The sequence below is a fragment of the Nocardioides sp. YJ-D4 genome (assembly GCF_054031495.1).
Genome location: NZ_CM132932.1, coordinates 1413459 through 1434983 on the forward strand (window position 1 = coordinate 1413459; position 21525 = coordinate 1434983).

At 69.6% G+C, this 21525-nt stretch carries 18 protein-coding genes and 1 riboswitch; of the genes, 9 read left to right on the forward strand and 9 right to left on the reverse strand.

What is annotated here, in order from left to right; all coding sequences use genetic code 11:
- Positions 1-2: 2 nt before the first annotated feature.
- From prfB to ACW14X_RS06810, 5 genes are all read right to left on the reverse strand, one after another.
- On the reverse strand, positions 3-1121 hold the full coding sequence (prfB, locus tag ACW14X_RS06790) for a peptide chain release factor 2 (protein WP_160024731.1): 1119 nt from the start codon (positions 1119-1121) through the stop codon (positions 3-5).
- Positions 1122-1244: 123 nt separating this feature from the next.
- Positions 1245-2060 carry a C40 family peptidase gene (locus ACW14X_RS06795; protein ID WP_350837301.1) on the reverse strand — a complete coding sequence of 272 codons (816 nt, stop codon included), beginning with the start codon at positions 2058-2060 and terminating at the stop codon, positions 1245-1247.
- Between the two features lie 2 nt (positions 2061-2062).
- Positions 2063-2225, reverse strand: a riboswitch (cyclic di-AMP (ydaO/yuaA leader).
- 227 nt (positions 2226-2452) lie between these two features.
- The gene (locus tag ACW14X_RS06800; RefSeq protein ID WP_176884042.1) at positions 2453-3133 is read right to left on the reverse strand and encodes a response regulator transcription factor; all 681 of its coding nucleotides are present in this window, start codon (positions 3131-3133) and stop codon (positions 2453-2455) included.
- Positions 3134-3147: 14 nt separating this feature from the next.
- Positions 3148-4065 carry a non-homologous end-joining DNA ligase gene (gene ligD, locus ACW14X_RS06805; RefSeq protein ID WP_400458677.1) on the reverse strand — a complete coding sequence of 306 codons (918 nt, stop codon included), beginning with the start codon at positions 4063-4065 and terminating at the stop codon, positions 3148-3150.
- Positions 4065-5033 carry an ATP-dependent DNA ligase gene (locus ACW14X_RS06810; RefSeq protein WP_457165099.1) on the reverse strand — a complete coding sequence of 323 codons (969 nt, stop codon included), beginning with the start codon at positions 5031-5033 and terminating at the stop codon, positions 4065-4067. Before ACW14X_RS06810 ends, ligD begins: the two co-directional genes overlap by 1 nt.
- Positions 5034-5143: 110 nt before the next feature.
- Here ACW14X_RS06810 and ku point away from each other — a divergent pair, with 110 nt between their 5' ends.
- From ku to kynA, 7 genes are all read left to right on the forward strand, one after another.
- On the forward strand, positions 5144-6004 hold the full coding sequence (gene ku, locus ACW14X_RS06815) for a non-homologous end joining protein Ku (protein WP_457165100.1): 861 nt from the start codon (positions 5144-5146) through the stop codon (positions 6002-6004).
- A 120-nt stretch (positions 6005-6124) separates the two neighbouring features.
- Positions 6125-6484: a YciI family protein gene (locus ACW14X_RS06820; protein WP_160024737.1), complete on the forward strand. Its 360-nt coding sequence runs from the start codon at positions 6125-6127 to the stop codon at positions 6482-6484.
- Positions 6481-7815, forward strand: a complete 1335-nt coding sequence (locus tag ACW14X_RS06825; RefSeq protein ID WP_457165101.1) for an RNA polymerase sigma factor — start codon at positions 6481-6483, stop codon at positions 7813-7815. Before ACW14X_RS06820 ends, ACW14X_RS06825 begins: the two co-directional genes overlap by 4 nt.
- Positions 7816-7823: 8 nt before the next feature.
- Complete coding sequence (locus tag ACW14X_RS06830) at positions 7824-8639, forward strand: alpha/beta fold hydrolase (RefSeq protein WP_457165102.1); 816 nt, start codon at positions 7824-7826, stop codon at positions 8637-8639.
- 128 nt (positions 8640-8767) lie between these two features.
- On the forward strand, positions 8768-9400 hold the full coding sequence (kynB, locus tag ACW14X_RS06835; RefSeq protein ID WP_457165103.1) for an arylformamidase: 633 nt from the start codon (positions 8768-8770) through the stop codon (positions 9398-9400).
- Positions 9397-10653: a kynureninase gene (kynU, locus tag ACW14X_RS06840; protein ID WP_457165104.1), complete on the forward strand. Its 1257-nt coding sequence runs from the start codon at positions 9397-9399 to the stop codon at positions 10651-10653. The genes kynB and kynU overlap by 4 nt, the downstream gene beginning before the upstream one ends.
- The gene (gene kynA / locus ACW14X_RS06845) at positions 10650-11450 is read left to right on the forward strand and encodes a tryptophan 2,3-dioxygenase (RefSeq protein WP_457165105.1); all 801 of its coding nucleotides are present in this window, start codon (positions 10650-10652) and stop codon (positions 11448-11450) included. Before kynU ends, kynA begins: the two co-directional genes overlap by 4 nt.
- A 20-nt stretch (positions 11451-11470) precedes the next feature.
- On the opposite strand, the gene ACW14X_RS06850 is transcribed toward kynA, so the two are convergent.
- The 3 genes from ACW14X_RS06850 to ACW14X_RS06860 form a co-directional block, all read right to left on the reverse strand.
- Positions 11471-12391, reverse strand: a complete 921-nt coding sequence (locus ACW14X_RS06850) for a methylenetetrahydrofolate reductase (RefSeq protein ID WP_457165106.1) — start codon at positions 12389-12391, stop codon at positions 11471-11473.
- Positions 12392-12462: 71 nt separating this feature from the next.
- Entirely contained in the window at positions 12463-13371 is a 909-nt protein-coding gene (locus tag ACW14X_RS06855) for an HpcH/HpaI aldolase/citrate lyase family protein (protein WP_201451086.1), read from the reverse strand.
- A 113-nt stretch (positions 13372-13484) separates the two neighbouring features.
- Positions 13485-14069 (reverse strand): winged helix-turn-helix domain-containing protein, encoded by a 585-nt coding sequence (locus ACW14X_RS06860; RefSeq protein WP_160024744.1) that lies wholly within the window; start codon positions 14067-14069, stop codon positions 13485-13487.
- Between the two features lie 67 nt (positions 14070-14136).
- Between ACW14X_RS06860 and ACW14X_RS06865 the strand changes: the two genes are divergently transcribed.
- Both ACW14X_RS06865 and ACW14X_RS06870 read left to right on the forward strand, forming a co-directional pair.
- Positions 14137-15438, forward strand: coding sequence for an MFS transporter (locus tag ACW14X_RS06865; RefSeq protein ID WP_160024745.1), 1302 nt, complete (start codon positions 14137-14139; stop codon positions 15436-15438).
- 59 nt (positions 15439-15497) lie between these two features.
- Entirely contained in the window at positions 15498-17555 is a 2058-nt protein-coding gene (locus ACW14X_RS06870) for an MSCRAMM family protein (RefSeq protein WP_457165107.1), read from the forward strand.
- Here ACW14X_RS06870 and ACW14X_RS06875 read toward each other — a convergent pair.
- On the reverse strand, positions 17515-21465 hold the full coding sequence (locus tag ACW14X_RS06875; protein ID WP_457165108.1) for an NAD-glutamate dehydrogenase: 3951 nt from the start codon (positions 21463-21465) through the stop codon (positions 17515-17517). The genes ACW14X_RS06870 and ACW14X_RS06875 overlap by 41 nt on opposite strands.
- Between the last annotated feature and the right edge of the window lie 60 nt (positions 21466-21525).

The following is a 21525-nucleotide window of genomic DNA, read 5'->3' on the forward strand; positions in this document are numbered from 1 at the left end:
GGTCAGTTCTGTTCGGCCTTCTCGGCGCCGCGGCGCCACCGGATGCCGGCCTCGAGGAACCCGTCGATGTCGCCGTCGAAGACCGCCTGCGGGTTGCCGACCTCGTAGGTCGTACGCAGGTCCTTGACGATCTGGTAGGGGTTGAGGACGTAGTTGCGCATCTGGTCGCCCCAGGAGGCGGCGACGTCGCCCTTGAGCTCCTTGATCTGCGCCTCCTCCTCGGCCTTCTTCAGCGCGAGCAGCTTGGCCTTGAGGACGATCATCGCGGCGGCCTTGTTCTGCAACTGCGACTTCTCGTTCTGGCAGGAGACCACGGTGCCGGTCGGGATGTGGGTCAGCCGGACCGCCGAGTCGGTGGTGTTGACCGACTGGCCACCGGGGCCCGAGGAGCGGTAGACGTCGACCTTGATGTCGTTCTCGTCGATCTCGATCTCGTCGGTCTGCTCCAGCACGGGCACGACCTCGACCGCGGCGAAGGAGGTCTGGCGACGGCCCTGGTTGTCGAAGGGGCTGATCCGCACCAGACGGTGGGTGCCGGCCTCGACGGAGAGGGTGCCGTAGGCGTAGGGGGCGTGGATCGCGAAGGTGGCGGACTTCAGCCCGGCCTCCTCGGCGTAGGAGGTGTCGAAGACCTCGACCGGGTACTTGTTGCGCTCGGCCCAGCGGACGTACATCCGCATCAGCATCTCGGCGAAGTCGGCGGCGTCGACGCCACCGGCGCCGGAGCGGATCGTCACCAGGGCCTCGCGGGAGTCGTACTCCCCCGAGAGCAGGGTGCGGATCTCCAGGCTCTCGACGGCCTTCTTCACCCGGCCCAGCTCGGCCTCGGACTCGGCGAGCGAGTCGGCGTCGCCCTCCTCCTGGGCCATCTCGACCATCAGGCCGAGGTCCTCGATGCGGGTGCGGAGCTCGGTGAACTTGTTGAGCTCGCCCTGTAGCAGGGAGAGACGTCCGGTGACGCGGGTGGCGTTGTCCTGATCGTCCCAGAGGTCGGGCGCGGCGACCTGCTCGCCGAGGTCGGCGATCTCCTTGCGCATCGCGTCCAGGTCCAGCACCTGGCCGATGGTCTGCATCGTTGCCTGGAGCTGCTTGATCTCGGTGTCGAATTCGGGGCCTGCCACGTCTTACAGGTTACTTGACCGGTGGTTCGCCGCCCGATTCGCCGACCCCGCAAATATGCGCTCGCCCTCCGGTAGGGGAACCGGAGGGCGAGCGCCAGGGGGATATATGGGTCCCGAGAAGCCTCAGGCCTGGTGGGTCGAGCCGGCGAACCAGCCGTCCCAGGCAGCCTCTTCACGAACGGACGCGCCCGGCTTGGGGGCGTGCAGCATGATCGCCTGACCATTCTCCCAGCGCAGGAAGATGCCCACGTGGTAGACCGGGCTGCCCCAGAACATCAGGTCGCCGCGCTGGATCTGGTCGTTCGGGATCGTCGGCAGCGCAGCCGCCTGGTCGCGCGAGACCCGGGGGAGCTCGATGCCGGCAGCGCTGAAGGCGTACTGCGTCAGGCCGGAACAGTCGAACGAGCTCGGACCGGTGGCACCCCAGACGTACGGGTCGCCGATCTGCTCCGAGGCGACGCTGATCGCGCGCTCGATCTTGCCCTCCTGGCTCGCGGCGAAGGCCTTGGCCTCGGCCTCGGCCTTCTTCTTCGCCTCCGCGGCCTTCTTGGCGGCGATCGCTGCCTTGCGCTTCGCCTCGGCCGCCTTGCGGGCTGCCTCGGCCTTGCGCTCCTGCACCTCGACAGCCCTCTCGAGCTGCTTGATGTCGGTGAGCATCGCCGTGGGGGTGGCCGAGGCCTCCAGGGTCGGAGCCTCCACCACCTTGGCCGGCTCGACGGCCGACTCGACGGAGGTGGTCTCGTGGGAGGCCGGCGCGGCGTTGGCGGCGGGGACTGCCACCAGGGCACCGGCGGCGATGCCGCTGGCGAGGGTGATGCGGCCGAGGAGCTTGCCGTGGCCACTGAGAGATCCTGCGATCGTCCGGGCGATCGAGACGTTCGGCGACCGGAACGGGCGGGGCGCGCCTCGATGGGCAGGATGAGATACGGACTTGGACATGCGTGAGTTCCTTCCCACGCCTGCGAGGTGAGCTGTCGGGTTCGGGCTAGAAGGTTGCCCGGCCATCGTGGCGATGGCTTCACCCCAAGCGACCGTCCGAGTTAGTCGCGTGGAACTTGGGTCCCCCGCTCCTGTCCCATACGTACTGCTGAGTGTGAGGGTAAAGGGGGTTCAGTAGTAGGGGCCGGCGTCCGGAGGGACAGGATTCGGCGTGTACCGGGGCCGGTCGTGCGTTCTGCACGGCTCATCCAAGGTGACATGCGATCTGGAACGGATCCAATCCCGAATGGCCGAATCTGAAGCACAAACGGCGTGTTCACGCGTGGCTTTGCCGTCGTTTGTGAAACATCTCACGCACTGAACACGCGTATGACACCGTGTCGAACTTGCGTTTACTCCGCTGCTTCGAGACGGAAACCGACGCCGCGGACGGCGACGACCTTCTCCTGCACACCGGCCGCCTCGAGCTTCTGGCGCAGGCGTCCGACGGTGACGTCGAGCGTCTTGGTCGAGCCGTACCAGTTCTCGTCCCAGACCTCGGCCATCAGCCGGTCGCGGGAGACGACCTTGTCGCGGGAGGCGGCCAGGACGGCCAGCAGCGCGAACTCCTTGCCGGTCAGGGTCACCTCGCGCTCGCCGGCGTAGACCCGGTGGGCAGCCACGTCGATGCGCAGGGCGTCGTCGTCGGCGCCGGGCTCGACCGGGCCCGAGCGGCGCAGGAGGGCGCGGACCCGCGCCTGGAGGACGGCCAGCGCGAACGGCTTGGCCAGGTAGTCGTCGGCACCGGCGTCGAGCCCCACGACCAGGTCGATCTCGGCGTCACGGGCGGTGAGGATCATGATCCCGCCCTCGTAGCCGTTGTCTCGAGCGGCCTTGCAGACCTCGAGCCCGTCCATGTCCGGAAGGCCCAGGTCGAGCAGCACCAGCTCGGCGTCGTACGGAGGTGCCAGCAGCTCCAGCGCCTTCTTGCCGGAGTCGACCCAGGTGACGTCATAGCCCTCACGCTGGAGCGTGCGCACCAGGGGAGCAGCGATGTCCTCTTGGTCTTCTACGACAAGCACGGAGTTCGACATGAAGAGAACAATAGTTACAGCCCCGTAGGGCTTGTGAAGAGATCCCCCCTTTCAGATAAGCGCGTGATCACATTGTTAGGTCCGAGCTGGTCGATACCGAGCGGATCCTCGGCCCCTTCGGCGACCTCGTCCCAGGTCACCGGGGCCGCGACCGTGGGGATCCCCTTGCCCCGCAGCGAGTAGGGACAGATGGTCGTCTTCGATCCCGAGTTCTGCGACCAGTCCAGGAAAACCTTGCCTGACCTGCGACTCTTGGTCATCGTCGCGGTCACCTTGCTCGGGTGCGCCTTCTGGAGGTCCTCGGCGATCTCCTTGGCCAGCGCCGTGGCGACGTCCGGCTCGACGGGCTCGGGCAGGGCGGCGTACAGGTGCACGCCCTTGCTCCCGCTGAGCACGGGCGTCGCGGCGAGGTCACGGGCGGCAAGCGCCTCGCGCACGAGCAGCGCGACCTCGCAGCACTCCTGCAGGCCGGCCGGCTCGCCGGGGTCGAGGTCGATCACGATCCGGTTCGCGCCTGCCGGGGTGCCGTCGCTGCCGACCGTCCACTGGTGGACGTGCAGCTCCAGCGCGGAGAGGTTCGCGGCCCAGGTGAGGGCGGCGAGGCTGTCGAGGATCGGAAAGGTGAGTGTTCCCTCCCTGTGGTCGGCGGTTCGGGATCCCGTTGTCGGAACGATGACCGTACGGACCCAGCTGGGCGTGCCGGCCGGTGCGTTCTTCTCGAAGAAGGACATGTCGCCGACGCCGTGCGGCCAGCGGATCCTCGTCACGGCACGGTCCTGGAGCTGCGGCAGGAGCGCCGGCGCGACCTGGGCGTAGTAGTTGAGCACCTCGCCCTTCGTCATGCCCGTGCGTGGATAGAGCACCTTGCTGAGGCTGGTCAGGGTCAGGACCCGGCCGTCGACCTCGACGCGTACCTCTTCTCGTTCGACCATCACAGATCCTTCGGCTCGATGTCCTCGCGGATGCCGATGAAGCTCGGCTGTCGCAGCCGGCCCTTGTAGCTCGCCGCCGCGACAGCAGTGCCGTGGGTCTCCACCTCGACGACCAGGAGCGGCTCGACCCAGTGGGTGCCCCGAGCGTCCAGCGACGGCACTCCCCCGTCCGGATCGACGTCGGGTCCGGCGAAGGGGCTCCGGCTGGTCTCGCGCAGCAGCTCCCCGAGCCGCTGGGCCCGCTTGCCGGTGATGCCGCTGCCGACCCGCCCACGGTAGATCAGCCCCTCGGGCGTCGGCTGCCCGACGAGCAGGGCGCCGAGTCGTTCGGTACCGCCCTCGGTGCCCACCTCGGGTCGCCAGCCGCCGACCACCAGCGAGGCCCGGTAGCGGTGGGCCAGCTTGATCCAGTCCTTGCTCCGCTCCCCCGGCCGGTAGCGGCTTCCGCGCCGCTTCGACACGATCCCCTCCAGCCCCTGCTGCTTCGTGACCTCATGGAGCATCCGGCCATCGTCGTACGTCGCCGGCACCTGCCATGAGCCCAGATCGCCGTCGGCATGGACCGCCTCGAGGATCTTGCGGCGCTCGGCCCAGGGCTCCTCGATGAGCAGCCGCCCGTCGAGACGGAGCAGATCGAAGACCATGTACGTCGCGGGGATCCGCTCCGCGAACCGCGCCGCCCGGCGGACGTCGCGGTTGTGCATCCGGTCCATCAGCACCCGAAAGTCGGGCAGCCCGGCGTGGTTGAGCGCGATCACCTCACCGTCGACGACGATGTCGCGCGTCGGCCCGGTCGCGATCTCGGGCCAGGCAGGGGTCGCGTCGTTGCCGTTGCGCGTCGCGAGGCGGGTCTGCGTACGTCCCTGCTCGGACTCTCCGACCAGCCGGATGCCGTCCCACTTGACCTCATGGACCCACTCCTCCCCCGGGGGAACGTGGGCGCCGGGCGTGGCGAGCATGGGCCGCATGTGTCCATCTTGCCTCCAGCAGGCCGTGTGACGCGTGGGGTTAAGGGGTACCGCGAAAACGGAATACGGCAGATACTGGGCGAGACGTTGCCGTTACGGAGGGAGTCACCATGCGTGCGATCTGGAAGGGCGCGGTGTCGTTCGGGCTGGTCAGCGTGCCCGTGAAGCTCTATTCGGCGACGGAGTCGCACGACGTCTCGTTCCGTCAGGTGCACCAGTCCGACGGTGGCCGAATCCGCTATCAGCGGATCTGTTCGATCGACGGCGAGGAAGTGCCCTACTCCGAGATCGCGAAGGGCTATGAGACCGAGGACGGCGAGATGGTCGTGCTCACCGACGACGACTTCGCCAACCTGCCGACCACCTCCTCGCGTGAGATCGCGGTGGAGAAGTTCGTGCCGAGCGACCAGATCGACCCGATGCTCTTCGAGAAGAGCTACTACCTGGAGCCGGAGAACACCGGGGTCAAGCCCTACGCATTGCTGCGCCAGGCCCTGCTCGAGGCCGACCGGGTCGCGCTGGTGACCGTCGCCCTGCGGCAGCGCACCACGGTCGCGGCGCTCCGGGTGCGGCCGACCGACAACGGCGACGTGATCGTGCTGCAGACGATGATGTGGCCCGACGAGATCCGGGTGCCCGACTTCAAGGTCGAGGCCGGCGAGATCAAGGACTCCGAGATCAAGATGGCCAACATGCTCGTCGAGACCCTCGCGGGCGACTTCCATCCCGAGGAGTTCTCCGACGACTACGCCAGCGCCGTCGAGGAGATGGTGAAGGCCAAGATCGAGGGCGGCGAGGTCGAGCGGACCCCCACCTCCACCAAGACCTCCGGCGAGGTCGTCGACCTGCTCGCCGCCCTGCAGCGCTCGGTCGCCGCGGCCAAGAAGTCGCGCGGCGAGGAGGTCCCCGAGGAGGCCGAGGAGGCCGAGGAGAAGAAGACGAAGAAGTCGAAGGCGTCGAAGGCGTCGTAGGCGCCTTAGGGCGACACGTACCGAAATCTCTGGTGCGGGCGTGTCGAAAGCGGCAGGCTCTCCTCGACGCGTAGGCGACGACGCGCAACGGACGCGACGCCGACACGCAAGGAGACGCAGATGCGCTACATGATGTTCGTGAAGATGGCCCCCGACGCCGGGCCGCCGCCGGCCGCGCTGATCGAGGCGGTGGAGGCCGAGATCAAGCAGCAGTACGCCGACGGCATCCTGCTCGACGCCGACGGGCTCGGTCCCGCGGTGGAGATCCGGTTGACCGCTGGGGAGGTGACCCACATCGACGGGCCCTTCGCGGAGGCCAAGGAGGTCGCTGGCGGGTTCTCGCTCTTCGAGGTCCGCTCACCCGACGAGGCGATCGAGCTCGGACGCCGGATGATCCAGCTCCACGAGGAGCTGTGGCCGGGGCAGGACGTGGCCGTGGAGATGCGGCCGCTGTTCGGTCCGCCGACCCCGGCTGAATGAGCTCGCCCACCGAGGACGCGATCGTCGCGGTCTGGCGCAACGAGTCCGTACGTCTCCTCGCCGGTCTGGCGCGGATGACGCACGACCTCGACCTGGCCGAGGACCTCGCCCAGGATGCCCTCGTCGCGGCGCTGGAGCAGTGGCCGCACGAGGGCATCCCTCGCAACCCCGGCGCGTGGCTGATGTCGATCGCGAAGCGGCGCGCGATCGACGGGTTCCGCCGTGACGAGGTGCTGCGCCGCAAGGTCGCCCTGCTGGGCCATGAACTGGAGGAGGGTGAGATGCCTGACCTGGCTGCCGCGGTCGAGGCCACTGCGTTCAGACCTATCGAGGACGATGTGCTGCGGCTGATGTTCCTCTCCTGCCATCCGGCGCTGGCGCCCGACTCCCGCACGGTGCTGACGCTGCGGCTCGTGGGCGGTCTGACGACCGCCGAGATCGCCCGGGCCTACTTCGCCAAGGAGTCGGCCGTCGGCCAGCGGATCTCGCGGGCGAAGCGCACTCTGGCCGAGGTCGGGGCCTCGTTCGAGCTGCCCACCGGCGAGGAGCGGACGGCACGGCTGCGCGACGTGATGCAGACGATCTACCTGGTCTTCAACGAGGGGTACGCGGCGACGTCGGGGCCGTCGTGGACGCGCCCCGAGCTGTGCCTGGAGGGGATGCGGCTGGCCCGCATGCTGGCCGCGCACGCCCCGGGGGATCCCGACGCGCAGGCGCTGCAGGGGCTGCTGGAGATCCAGGGGTCACGGCTCGCGGCCCGGGCCGATGCCGAGGGTCACCCGGTGCTGCTCGAGGACCAGGACCGGACCCGCTGGGACCAGCTGCTGCTGCGCCGTGGCCTGGCCGCGGTCGACCGGGCGACGGCGCTGGCCTCCTCCGGCACGCCCGGCGGGAGCTATCTGGTGCAGGCGATGATCGCCGCGTGCCACGGCCGCGCCCGGCGGGCCGAGGACACCGACTGGGCCGAGATCGCACGCCTCTACGACATGCTCGCGACCGGCGTCCCGGGGGCGATCATCGAGGTCAATCGCGCGGTGGCGCACGGGCGCGCCTTCGGTCCCGATGCCGGGCTGGCCATCTTGGCGGCACTCCCCGAGGGAGCGCTTCCGGGGTCGCATCTGCCCGCCGGCGTACGTGGTGACCTGCTGCACCGGGCCGGACGGCACCTCGAGGCCGCGGCGGCGTTCGACGAGGCGGCCTCGTTGACCACCAACGCCGGCGAACAGGAGCTTCTCGAGAAACGTGCGGCCGCGTGTCGAAGCGACGGGGTCTCGTCCGACGCGTCAGTATCAACCGGGTCTTCTGAGGCTCGACCACCGCGACAGAAGTGAGCAGAACGATGACCACAACCACCACCTCAGCCGACGGCACCAAGATCGCCTACGACGTCGTCGGCACCGGCCCGGCGCTCGTCCTGGTCGACGGGGCGATGTGCTACCGCGGCTTCGGGCCGTCGAAGGAGCTGGCCGACGCGTTCTCGGACCGGTTCACCGTCTACCGCTACGACCGTCGCGGCCGCGGCGACAGCAACATCGCCAAGCCTGCTGCCGCCGGCACGATGGAAGCGGTGGAGCAGGAGGTCGCCGACCTGGGGGCAGTGATCGAGGCGGCCGGCGGACACGCCCATCTGCTGGGCCTGAGCTCCGGCGCCTTCCTCGCCCTCGAGGGCGCGCGGGCCGGGCTGCCGATCGACAAGATCGTCGCCTACGAGGCGCCGCTCATCCTCGACGACACCCACCGCCCCAACGACGCCGACCTGGCGCAGCAGGTCGAGAAGCTGGTGGAGAAGGGCAAGCGGGCCGCCGCGATCGAGCTGTTCATGCGCGTGGTCGGCATGCCGCTGGTCGCAATCAAGATCATGCGTCTCACCCCGGCCTTCAAGAAGCTCACCCCGGTCGCCCACACGCTGGTCTACGACCTGGGCATGTGCGTGCCGTTCCAGCAGGGTCTGCCCCTGCCGGGCGGCTACTTCAAGAACGTGTCGGTGCCCGTGCTGTCGGTGGCGGGCAGCAAGAGCCCGACCTACATGACCAACGCCCAGCAGGCGATCTCCCAGGCCGTTCCCGAGGGCCGCTACGTCGTCCTCGACGGGCAGGACCACATGGTCAAGGCGTCGGCGTTGGCTCCGGTGGCGACGGAGTTCTTCTCCGCCTGAAGCGCCGAGTCGGCTCGTCATGACGCGCCGACTCGGCGGGATGATCGGTCACGATGCGCCGACTCGACGGGATGACCTGTCACGACGCGCCGAGTCGACGGAAAATCGGGTCGTCTAGGCTGCGGAACATGGCGCAACTGTGGGACATCTCACCACCCGTTCACGTCGACTCGCCGGTCTTCCCCGGTGACCACGCGACCGAGGTCGGCTGGACGTTCCGGATCGGCCCCGGCTGCCCGGTCAACGTCGCCGAGCTGACCCTGTCGGCCCACGTCGGCGCGCACGCGGACGCTCCGCTGCACTTCACCGACGGTGGCACGCCCGCCGGCGAGATGCCGTTGGAGCCGTTCCTCGGTCGGTGCCGCGTGGTCGACGTCTCGGGGGTGCGGCCGCTGGTCACCGTCGACGACATCGACGTTACGGACCTGCCGCCGCGCGTGCTGTTCCGGACGTACGCAACCCAGCCGACGACCTGGGACGACGACTTCTGCGCGATCGACCCGGCCCTGATCGACCTCCTCGCCGCCCACGGCGTGCAGCTGGTCGGCACCGACGCGGCCAGCCTCGACCCGTCCTCCTCCAAGGATCTTCCGGCCCACTTCGCGACCCACCGTCATGACGTACGCATCCTGGAGAACCTGCTGCTCGACGAGGTTCCTGCGGGCGACTACGAGCTGATCGCGCTCCCCCTCAAGCTCACCACCGCCGACGCCGCGCCCGTGCGGGCAGTGCTCAGGCCGATCAAGGAGACTGCCGAATGAACCGCGACGATGCGGTCGCTCTCGACCAGGCCGACCCGCTGGCTCCGCTGCGGGACCTCTTCGACCTGCCCGAGAAGACGATCTACCTCGACGGCAACTCGCTGGGGGCACTCCCCCGCGCCACCGCCGGCCGAGTGGCCGAGGTGGTCACCCAGGAGTGGGGCCAGGGGCTGATCGAGTCCTGGAACACCGCGTCCTGGATCACCCTCCCCCAGCGCGTCGGCGACAAGATCGCCCGGCTCGTCGGCGCCGGTCAGGGCGAGGTCGTGGTCGCCGACTCGACCTCGCTCAACGTCTACAAGGTCCTCGCCTCGGCGCTCTCGATCGCGTCCGTCGACTCACCTGAGCGCCGGGTCGTGGTCAGCGAGCGGAGCAACTTCCCCACCGACCTCTACATCGCCTCCTCGCTGTGCCGCGAGCGCGGCTACGAGCTGATCCTGTTCGACTCCCCCGAGGAGATCGAGGGGCTGCTCGACCGCACGGCGGTGCTGATGCTGACCGAGGTCAACTACCGCACCGGCTACCTGCACTCGATGGCCTCGGTGACCGCGCTCGCGCACGAGCACGGCGCCCTTGCCGTCTGGGACCTGTGTCACTCGGCCGGTGCGGTGCCGGTCGACCTTCGCGGCGCCGACGCCGACTTCGCGATCGGCTGCGGCTACAAGTTCCTCAACGGCGGCCCCGGCTCGCCGGCGTTCCTGTGGGTCAACCCGCGCCACGTCGACCGCTTCGAGCAGCCGCTGTCGGGCTGGATGGGTCACGCGGCACCGTTCGAGATGTCGCCGGGCTACCGGCCCGCGGAGGGGGTCTCGCGCTACCTGTCCGGCACCCCCGCCGTCATCGGCATCTCCGCCCTGGAGTGCGGCGTCGACACGCTGCTGGCCGCCGAGGTGTACGGCGGTCTCGAGGCGATCCGGGAGAAGTCGCTCGCGCTGACCAGGCTCTTCGCCCACCTCGTCGCGTCCCGGCTTCCCGGGTTCGCCATCGAGTCGCCGTTGGACGACACCCAGCGGGGCAGCCAGCTGTCGCTGAGCGTCGCCGACGACGGGGCGTACGCGATCGTGCAGGCGCTCATCGAGCGCGGTGTGGTCGGCGACTTCCGAGCAGGTACACCGGACATCCTCCGTTTCGGCGTCACCCCGCTCTACACCCGCTACGTCGACGTCTGGGACGCCGTCGACCACCTGGTCTCGGTGATGGACAACGACGAATGGCGCGACGAGCGCTTCTGGACCCGAGGAGCAGTCACATGAGCAGCACGCAGGACCTTCCGATGGACTACTCCGACTACCTCCACCTGCCGGAGGTGCTCGGCGCTCAGCACCCGCTCTCGGGCGACCACAACGAGATGCTCTTCATCGTGCAGCACCAGGCGATGGAGCTGTGGATGAAGCTCGCGTTGCACGAGCTGACCGAGGCTCAGCGCCTCCTCGCCGGGGATGCGGTGCGCCCGGCGTTCAAGGGGCTGGCCCGGGTCTCCCGGATCATGGAGCAGCTCGTGCACGCCTGGGACGTCCTCTCGACGCTGACCCCGACCGAGTACGACAAGTTCCGCCCCTACCTGGCCACCGGCTCGGGCTTCCAGTCGTGGCAGTACCGCTGCATCGAGTTCGCACTCGGCAACAAGGCCGCCTACACGCTCCGCGTGCACGAGGGGCGGCCGCACGAGCAGGATGTGCTGGCCGCGTACGGACGTCCGTCCCTCTACGACGAGTCGCTGCGCCTGCTGGCCCGGCGCGGCTTCGACATCCCGGCCGACCATCTCGACAGGGACTGGAAGCAGGAGTACGCCGCCTCCGACGCCGTCGAGGCGGCCTGGGGCGAGGTCTACCGCGACCCGGAGAAGCACTGGGACCTCTACGAGCTCGGCGAGGAGCTCACCGACCTGGAGACCGCCTTCCGGGTCTGGCGGTTCCGGCACGTGACCACCGTCGAGCGGATCATCGGGTTCAAGGTCGGCACCGGCGGGACCAGCGGTGTCTCCTATCTGCGCAAGCAGCTCGACATCATCCTGTTCCCCGAGCTGTGGGCGATGCGTACGGGGCTGTAGCCGCTCCGCGCCGACCGACCTCAGCGGGCGAGCTTGCCGCGGAGCCGTTCGGCCAGACGTACGGAGGCCTCGATCTCGACCTTGCGGATCGAGACGGACTCGATGTTGATGCCGAACGGCACACCGAGCTGACGACAGAACGACATCAGCTCGATCGCCGTCGCCTCGGCCTGCTCGAGCGAGGCGTCGAGGGTGTCGGTGGCATGACGCAGCTCGTTCTCGATCCAGCGCGGGACGTCGACGCCGAGCCAGCGGAGGAACTCGAGGGTCTTCATCGAGCCGCAGACGGAGAAGGTGAACACGATCGGCACCGGCTGCAGGCCACGGGTCTCGCACTCGTAGCGGTAGTCGGAGACGAGGTTCTTGGCGGCGTTGACGTCGTAGACGACCTGGGTGACGAAGTAGGAGCAGCCCGCCTCCTGCTTGGCGATCAGGCGGAGGTGCTCGTCGCCCTTGGCCGTGTGCCGCTCAGGGATCGCGACGGCACCCAGGAGCAGGTCGGGGTTGGCCTCGTTCCGGATCTGCTGGGCGCGGCGCAGGCTGGTGGCGACCCGCTTCTCACCCGAGGAGGCGCCGACGAAGACCGACAGCGCCTTGGCCGGGTCCTGGGTCTTGACCCAGTCGCGCAGCGTCGGCTCGTCGTACTTCCCGGTGGCCCGGTAGACGACGGCCGGCACGTCAAGACCGACGAGGTTGCGCTCGAGGAACTCGGCGGGATCGAGGGTGCGTACGAACGGGAACGGCCGCTCCTCGGGGTTGCGGTCGGACTCGTCGTCGATGTCGTAGAGGATCAGCCCGTCGACATCGAGGGGCCGGATCCGCTCGAGCGTGACCTCCGCGATCTGCTGCACCCTCTCGGGTGCCGTCGTCACCCTCGGCGGGGTGACGGCGAACAGGAGAATCTCACCGGCCCGGTCATTGATGCGCTGCTGCAGATCCACGACATCAACGCTAGCTGAGCCGTGCCGACCCGGCGCGTCTGTCCCATCCCAGAGCGCCGAGTCGGCGTCGATCAGTAGACGCTCGGCCCCGCCGAGGGGGCGTCGTAGGCCTCGGTGTCCGGCTTGATCTTGAACAGCTCCGCGCGGCGCTTGATCGTCTCGGCGCGGGCCAGCCGGGGCTTGTCGCTGCCGTCGCGGATCACGCGGCCACCCTCCTCGAACTTGTGGAGGAACTCGTAGGCCCAGGTGACGTCCGACGGGGACGGGCTGAACGACTCGTTGATCACCGCGGGCTGCTCGAGATCGAGGCAGAGCTTGCCGGTCATGCCCATCGCGACGCCGTCTGCGCCCTGCTCACGGAGCAGCGGGTGGCTGCTGCCGACGGTCGGGCCGTCGATCGGGCCCGGGAGGTTGCCGATCCGCGAGGCGAGGACGAGCTTGGTCCGCGGGTAGGCCATCGCGAGCGGGTCGTTCTCCGCACCGGTGTCGCGGCGGTAGTCACCCGAGCCGAACGCGAGCCGATAGGCACCGCGGGCGCGAGCGATCGTCGCGGCGTCCTCGATCCCCAGCGCCGACTCGAGCAGCGGGATCACCGGGGTCGAGCCGCCGAGCCGCTGGAACGTGTCGGTCACCTGGTCCGGCGACTCGGTCTTCGCGAGCATCACCCCGGCGAGCGTCTCGATCCCGGCCAGCGCCGCGAGGTCCTCGCTCCAGTCCTCGGTGGTCCAGTCGTTGATGCGTACCCAGGCACGGCCGCCACCCTTGAGCCAGCTGGTCACGTTCTCGCGCGCCTGCGACTTGAGCGAGGTGTCGATCGCGTCCTCCATGTCGAGGATGATCTGGTCGGCTCGGCTCAGCTGGGCGTCGTCGAAAATCTCCGTACGCATCGCGGAGACCAGGAGCCAGGACCGGGCGTTGTGGCCCTCGACTCGGTTGGCTTCGCGGACCTCGCGCTTCTCGGCGATCTGGCTCGTGCTCATCGTTCGTCTATCTCCCTACTGGCGTCCTGGAATGGCCGCGACTTCGGACGGTAAACCAACTTCTCGGTGACTCGCGAGTAGGAGCAGGCCTGAGGCGCGCGTTGAGACATGACTCACGTCGCCGCCTCCGGATCGGGCTCACCGGCCAGGTCCGGCATCGGTTGGACGATCTGGTAGACCGAGTAGAGGTCCCGTTCCTCGCCGGATGGCTGGCGGCCGGTGTCGCGGTAGCGCCCCACGATCTGGTTCAGCTCCTGCTGCAGCTGGAGCGCCTCGTCGCTGGTCAGCCGCAGGGAGGACTCCGACACGTAACGCTTCGCGGGATCGTCCTCCGGAGAGACCTTGAAGGCCTCGTCGACCAGGTGGTGGCCCCAGGCGACGGAGCTGCGCTGGAACACCGTGTACGCCGCCTCGCCTCCCGGCTGCTGGACCATCTCTCTCGGGCTGATGGTGATGTCGTCGTCGGTGAGCCGCCAGACACGGTCGCGCTTGTCCCGGCCGGCGTCGGGGTCGACCTCCACCAGGCCGTACTTCGCCAGCTGGCGCAGGTGGAAGCTGGCCTGATTGGCCGGGATGCCGGTGCGCTGCGCGACATCCGCGGCGCGGAGGGATCCCGCTGCGGACAGCTCGTGCAGCACCCGGTTGCGAGTCGGGTGGGCGATCGCGCGCAGGATCCGCGGGTCGTCGTACGTAGCCATGGCCGCAGTCTACAGAATTCCGCAACACATATTGCGCAACATATCTTGCGCACTCTATGGTGCGAGTATGCCCTCCTACCGCCAGCTCGCCCGCAACCACGACTTCACCGCCCTCTGGATCGGTGCCACCGTCGCCGAGCTCGGGACCCGGGTGAGCCTCTTCGCGATGCCGCTGGTCGCCTACGCGATGACCGGATCCGCCTTCTGGGCCGCGTCCGCGGAGGCGATCCACCTCATCGGGATGGTGGGCATGCTGCTGCCCGCCGGGGTGATCGCCGACCGCCGCCATCGGCTGCGGATCATGCGGTTCGCGCACGGTTCGGGCACCGTCCTGTACGCCTCGCTCGCGGTCGCCGGGATCCTCGGCTCGCTCACCCTCCCCCACCTGCTCCTCGTGGCCCTCCTCACCGGAGCGCTCAACGGGCTCTTCCTCCCGGCCGAGAACTCAGCGATCAGATCGGTCGTCGCGGCCGACGACCTCCCGACGGCCCTCTCCCAGCAGCAGGCACGCCAGCACATCGCCGGACTGCTCGGCGGGCCGCTCGGCGGCGTGCTGCTCGGCATCACCCGCTGGGCGCCGTTCGCCGGAAACGCCATCGCGTACGCCGCCGGCTGGCTGCTCCTCGGACGCGTCCGAGCCGACCTCTCGGCCCCGCCTGCCCTCGCCCGCACGCCTCGCGAGAAGGCCTCGGCCGACCTGGTCGCCGGACTGCGCTACAGCTGGCGGCAGCCATTCCTACGTACGCTGCTCTTCTTCGGGCCCGCCGCCAACCTCGCCGTCAACGCGCTCTTCTTCATGGCCCTGCTGCGACTGATCGAGGCTGGGTTCCCGGCCTGGCAGATCGGACTGGCCGAGGCGGCGATCGGAGCGTGCGGGATCCTCGGCGCGCTGGTCGCTCCCTGGCTCATCGACAGGATCCCCACGGGCAGACTCACCGCCCTGGTCGCCTGGAGCTTCGTGCCGCTCTCGATCCCGCTGGCGTTCTGGACCCACCCGGCGGTGATGGCCCTGGCGGTCTCCGTCGGCCTCTTCCTCAACCCCGCAGGCAACGCCGGCGTCTCGGCGTACCGGATGGCGATCACCCCACCGGAGCTGGTCGGACGCGTGCAGTCCGCGGCCCAGTTCGTCTCCATGCTCTCGATCCCGCTGGCGCCCGCCCTGGCCGGGGCACTGCTCGCCGTCACCGACGGCACCACCGCGGTGCTCGCGGTCACGGCGCTGGTCGCTCTCGCCGCTCTCATCCCCACGCTCGCCCGTTCGGTGAGATCGATCCCGCGCCCCGCGGACTGGCAGACCCTGGCCTCGAACGACGACAACCTCGGCCACACACGCACTTCAGAGCGTAAAAATCCGGTTCCGCAAGGCTAACCTTCTCAAAGTCCCCCAACGCAACGTTTTGCTCCTCGGAAGCAAAGGATCCCCTCGCAATGTTCAACCGGGCCTGTCTGGCGTTGGCACTTCTGGCCGGCGTGTTCGTCACGGTGATGTCCCCGGGACCGGCTCACGCCGTGACCGACTCGTGGGCCGAATGGGCGCCCGTCTCCGGGACGTCCAACGACTACTCCACCACGATGACCCAGCGGTCCGCGGGCTTCCCCGCGGCTCAGATGGCCAGCGACTCCCGGGCCAACGTCGCCCTTCCCAGCGGCGCGAGCACGTTCCTCGACGCCAGCACGCCTCCCGGAGCGAAGTACGGATCTAGCCGCAACTCGGCCTACATCAACCTGCGCCCGAAGGCCGACACCCCGACAGGCGCCTCGACCACGACGTACGCCTTCGCGAACCCCACGCCCGACACCGGCTGGGCGTTCGTGCTCGGTGACATCGACTCCGACCAGGTCCAGGTCCAGGCGACCGACGAGAACGGCGAGGACGTCCCGGCCACGGAGATCTCCTCGTGGTTCCAGGGGCCGTTCAACTACGCCGGTGGCACCGACCAGCCGACCTGGAACCCGGCGACCTCGACGCTGACCGGCAACCCCACCGCCACCGACACCAACGGCGCCAGCGGCTGGTACGAGCCCGACATCCGGCTCACCAGCCTGACCTTCGTCTTCACCCGCCGGGCCGGGTTCCCGGTCTACCAGACCTGGTTCGTCAGCCGGGCGCGGCCGATCGGCGGCACCGTCGCCGACGTGTCGACCTCCGGGTCCTGCCCGGTCGAGAGCTCGGTGCTCACCCTCGTCTCGCCCTACGGGGAGACGCTGGCCACCACGAGCCCCGCCGCCGACGGCACCTACTCCTTCGGCGACTTCGCCACCCAGGACGGCTACACCGTCCGGCTCAGCCAGCCCGACGGATGCGCGATCGTCGGGCAGACCGAGGCGACCGTCAGCAACCGCGGCGAGGACGGCGACCCCGCCTCCCGGGCCGACTTCGAGGTGCGCCAGGTGATCCCGCAGGCGATCAGCGGCACCGTACGCGACGACGCCGGCGCTCCGGTCCCGGGCGCGACCGTGACCCTCACCCGGCCCGACGGGACCACCGCGACCACGACCACCGGCACCGACGGCAGCTATCTCTTCGACGACAACGCGGTCGGCACCGGCTACTCGGTGACCCTGACGGTGCCCGAGGGCTACACCGCGGGCCCCGACGGTACGACCCGCTCCGACATCACCGTCGACGACACCCCCATCACCGACCAGGACTTCGTGGTCAACCAGCTGGCCGGCGTCTCCGGCACCGTGACCGGCGGCGGCAGCGGGCTCGGCGGCGTCCAGGTGCGCCTGGTCCCCGCCGGCGGCGGCGACCCGATCACCACCGTCACCGACGGCGACGGCAGCTACCGGCTCGACGGGGTGCCGCCCGGCGACTACACCGCCGAGATCGACGCACCCGAGGGATACACCGGCGCCACCACGCGACCGGTCACCGTGGCCACGAGCGACGTCACCGGGGTCGACTTCGACCTCACCCGCCCCGGCACGATCACGGGCCGGGTCACCGACGCCTCCACCGGAGACCCGGTCGCCGGCGTCACCGTCACGGTCGACGGGCCCGACGGCCCGGTCACCGCCACCACCGACGACGCGGGCGGCTACATCGTCGAGGGTCTCCCGCCGGGCGACTACACCATCACCGTCACCGCACCCGATGGGATGCGGGTCGTCGGCGAGGCCTCGCGTACGGTCACGATCACCTCGGCCGGCGAGATCCGTGGCGGACAGGACTTCAGGGTCGACGAGGTTCCCTCGCCGAGCCCCACACCGGACCCGACACCGACCCCGGACCCGACCCCGGATCCCACGCCGACCCCGGACCCGACGCCCACGCCGGACCCGACCGACGTGCCGATCCCCGGCGGAAATGAGAATCCGCCGACGGCCCCGAACCCGGGACCGCCGACGGAGACCTCACCTCAGAGCTCGCTGCCGGATACCGGCGGCCCGTCGTGGGTGTTCGCCGCGCTCGGCATCTCGCTCCTGCTCGCCGGCACGATGCTCACCGTGACTGCGCGTCGAGCGTCCCGAATGCGAGGTTGACCTCCTCGTTGACCGCCGAGGTCGCCCAGATCTCCCACCGCAGCGGGTGATCCACGATGGCCTCGGGGAACCGCTCGCGGATCGCGGTCGGGAAGTACGCCACCAGGCGCTCCGTCATCTCCGGGTCCGCGGCCGGGTCGGGGACGCCCTCGGCGACCAGCTCGCGCCGGCGTTCGATCTTGGTCCAGGCGAGCACGACGGCGAGCTCGGGGGCGGTGAGCCCCTCCCCCGCCTCCAAACGGCGCGCGACCTCGGTCGAGGAGGGCAGGCCCTCCACGTCGCGGTCGAGCAGGCCTGCCGTGACCCACTCCGCGATCTGGCGCTCGTGAGCCTCCAGGAGCTGCGGGGCCGAGGCCACCGCACGGGTCAGGGTCACGTTGTGGGCCTCGTTGTCGGCCAGCACCAGCGCGGCGACCTCGTCGGTCATCTCCTCGAGGAGCTCGTCACGCGCGGCCAGCGTCAGCGAGCCCGCGCGTACCTCACGGTCCAGCAGGATCTTGAGGTTGACCTCGTGGTCGGAGGTGTCGACACCGGCGGAGTTGTCGATCGCGTCGGTGTTGATCAGCCCACCCTTGCGGGCGAACTCGACGCGGCCGGCCTGGGTGATGCCCAGGTTGCCGCCCTCACCGACGACCCGCACCCGCAGCTCGGCGGCGTCCACGCGGACCCCGTCGTTGGCGTGGTCACCGGCGTCGGCGTCGGTCTCGCTGGACGCCTTGACGTACGTCCCGATCCCACCGTTCCACAGCAGGTCGACCGGCGCCCGCAGGATCGCGCTGATCAGCTCCTGCGGCGTGAGCCGCTTGACGTCGGTCGCCAGACCGAGCGCCTGCCGCACCTCGGGGCTGATCGGCACCCACTTCAGCTGCCGCGACCACACGCCGCCGCCCGCCGAGATCAGTGAGGTGTCGTAGGACCCCCAGGTCGACCGGGGCATCTCGAAGAGCCGCTTCCGCTCCTGGAAGCCCACCGCCGCGTCGGGCGTGGGGTCGATGAAGATGTGCCGGTGGTCGAAGGCGGCCACGAGCCGGATGCGGTCCGAGCGCAGCATGCCGTTGCCGAAGACGTCACCGGACATGTCCCCGACGCCGACCGCGGTGATCTCATCGGTCTGGGGGTCGATGCCGAGCCGCTTGAAGTGGTGCTGCACCGAGACCCAGGCGCCACGCGAGGTGATGCCCATGGCCTTGTGGTCGTAGCCCGCCGAGCCGCCGGAGGCGAACGCGTCGCCGAGCCAGAAGTCGTACTCCGCCGCGACCGAGTTGGCCAGGTCGGAGAACGTCGCGGTGCCCTTGTCGGCGGCGACGACGAGGTAGGAGTCGTCGGCGTCGTGGCGCACCACGTCGGGCGGCGGCACGATCTCACCGTCCACCCGGTTGTCGGTGACGTCGAGGAGACCACGCAGGAAGGTGACGTACGCGTCCGGACCGGCCACGCCCTTGGGGACGAAGCCACCCTTCGCGCCGCCCGGCACGATCACGGTGTTCTTGACCTGCTGCGCCTTCGCCAGCCCGAGCACCTCGGTGCGGAAGTCGTCGCGCCGGTCGCTCCACCGCAGGCCACCACGGGCCACGGCGTCGAAGCGCAGGTGCACGCCCTCGACGTCGGGCGAGTAGACGAAGATCTCGTACGCCGGCCGCGGCAGCGGCAGGTCGGGCAGCTGCTGCGGGTCGAACTTGAACGCGAGGTAGCTGCGCCCGCGGTAGTAGTTGGTCCGCGTCGTCGCCAGGATCGCGGTGACGTAGCTGCGCAGGATCCGGTCCTGGTCCAGGCTCGCCACGTCGTCGAGGGCCTCGATGATCGCCTCGGCCCGCTTCGTCTCGTCACGCGTGGTGAGCGTGGGGTCGAAACGGGTCTCGAACAGCTCCACGATCTGCCGGGCGATGCCCGGGTTGGTGCACAGCGCGTTGCCGATCGAGAAGAACGAGCTCGGAGTGCCGGCCTGGCGCAGGTAGCGGCCGTAGGCACGCAGCATGGTGACCTGACCGTGGTCGAGCCCCGCGAGGACGAGCGCGTTCAGACCGTCGATCTCGCTGCGCCCGGACCAGGCCTGGTGCAGCGCGGCGACCAGCTGGGTGGGCGTGCCGACCGGGGTGCCGGGGTAGGCGAGCCCGAAGTCGTAGATGAACCACTCCTCCGACCCGGACGTGCCGACGCCCTCGAGGTCGTAGGGCCGCTCGTCGGTGACCTCGAAGCCGAACGAGGACAGGATCGGGAGCATCAGGGACAGCGAGAGCGGGCCACCGGTGCGGAAGATCTTGATCCGGAAACCGCCAGGGCTCTCCGGGTCCTTGTAGAAGGAGAAGTCGACCGCCTCGCCCTGGTGCGAGAGCATCTCGAGCCGGGTCAGGTCGGCGGCGCCGGTGTCGGCGTCGAAGTCCTCCTTGTACGCCTCCGGGAAGGCGTCGAGCACGTGCGCGAGCCGGGCGGCGCCGTCCTCGCCCGCATGGGCGATGACCGCGCTGACCAGGTCGTCGCGCCAGCTCCGCGCGGCCTTGCGCAGCCGCGACTCGAGGCTGTCGACCAGCCCCGGGGTGTCCAGGGCCTTCCCCAGCGACTCGGTGGTGCCGTGGACCACGAAGTGCACCCGGGCGGTGGTCGACTCGCTGATGCGTACGGTGAACTCCAGGTCGGTGCCGCCGAGCGCGTCGAGAAGCACCTTCGAGAACCGCTCGCGGACCGTCGTGTTGTAGCGGTCACGCGGCAGCGACACGAGCACCGAGACATAGCGCCCGTACGTGTCGGGCCGGACGGCCACCCGCAGGATGCGACGCTCGATCGCTCCCAGCGCGGCCTCGGCGAGGTCCATCAGCTCCTCGGTGGAGGCGTGGAACAGCTCCTCGCGGGGGTAGGACTCCATCGCGTCGAGCATCGCCTTGCCGGTGTGGCTGCGGGCGTCGTAGCCGGTGTGGTCGAGGACCGCGGCGACCTTGCCGCGTACGACCGGGATCCGGGTCACCGACTGCCGGGCCGCCTTCGTGGTGAAGAGGCCGAGGAAGCGGTGCTCGCCGATCACCTCGCCGGCGCCGTTGAAGATCTTGATGCCGACGTGGTCGAGGTAGGCGGGCTCCCCGACGGTCGAGCGTGAGTTGGCCTTGGCCAGGACGAGCATGACCTTGTCGCGGGCGTGGGCGGCGACCTTGGGCGGCATCTTGCCGTGGTCGGGTGCCTGCGGCGGGTCGGCGCGCAGGATGCCCAGGCCGGTGCCGGAGCGACCGCGCAGGTAGTCGCCGTCGAGGCGGTACTCGCGGTAGCCGGTCAGCAGGAAGTGGTCCTCGGCCAGCCAGGCCAGCAGCTCGGCGGCCTCGGAGGCCTCCTCGCGCGGCACGCTGTTGGGCGGGGTGTAGCGCAGGCCGGCCGCGATCTCCGCCAGCCGGCGGTGCAGCCTCGGCTCGTCCTCGACGACCTCGCGTACGTCCTCGAGGACTCCCTCGAGGCCCGAGACGATCTCCTTGGCGGCGTCGGGCGCGAGACGGTCGATCTCGATGTGCATCCACGACTCGCTGATGTCGCCTTCGTTCACCCCCTCGAGCGCACCGGTCACGTCACGGGCGACGTCGATGACGGGGTGGACGACGAGATGTACGTCGAGGCCACGACGGTAGAGCTCGGTCTTGACCGAGTCCACGAGGTAGGGCATGTCGTCGACGACGATCTCGACGACGCTGCGGCCTCCGGCGGACCAACCGTCTGCGGCGGTGGTCGGGGTGAGGATGCGCACGGCGGCGGTGCCCTGCGGGCGGTTCGCTGCCAGCGCCAGATGCGATCCCACCGCGCCGGCGAGATCAGCCTCGCTGCGGCCGGTGAGCTCCTCAGGGGCTACGTGGCGGAAGTAGGTGGTGCTCGGCAGGCGGTTCTGCAGGACGTTCTGCTGAGCTTGGACAGGTTTGATATGCGTCTCCGTTGACACACCAGTCACGGTATCCCGCGAGGGCTCTGAGTAGGCGGCTGGATCCGAAGGAATCGCCGA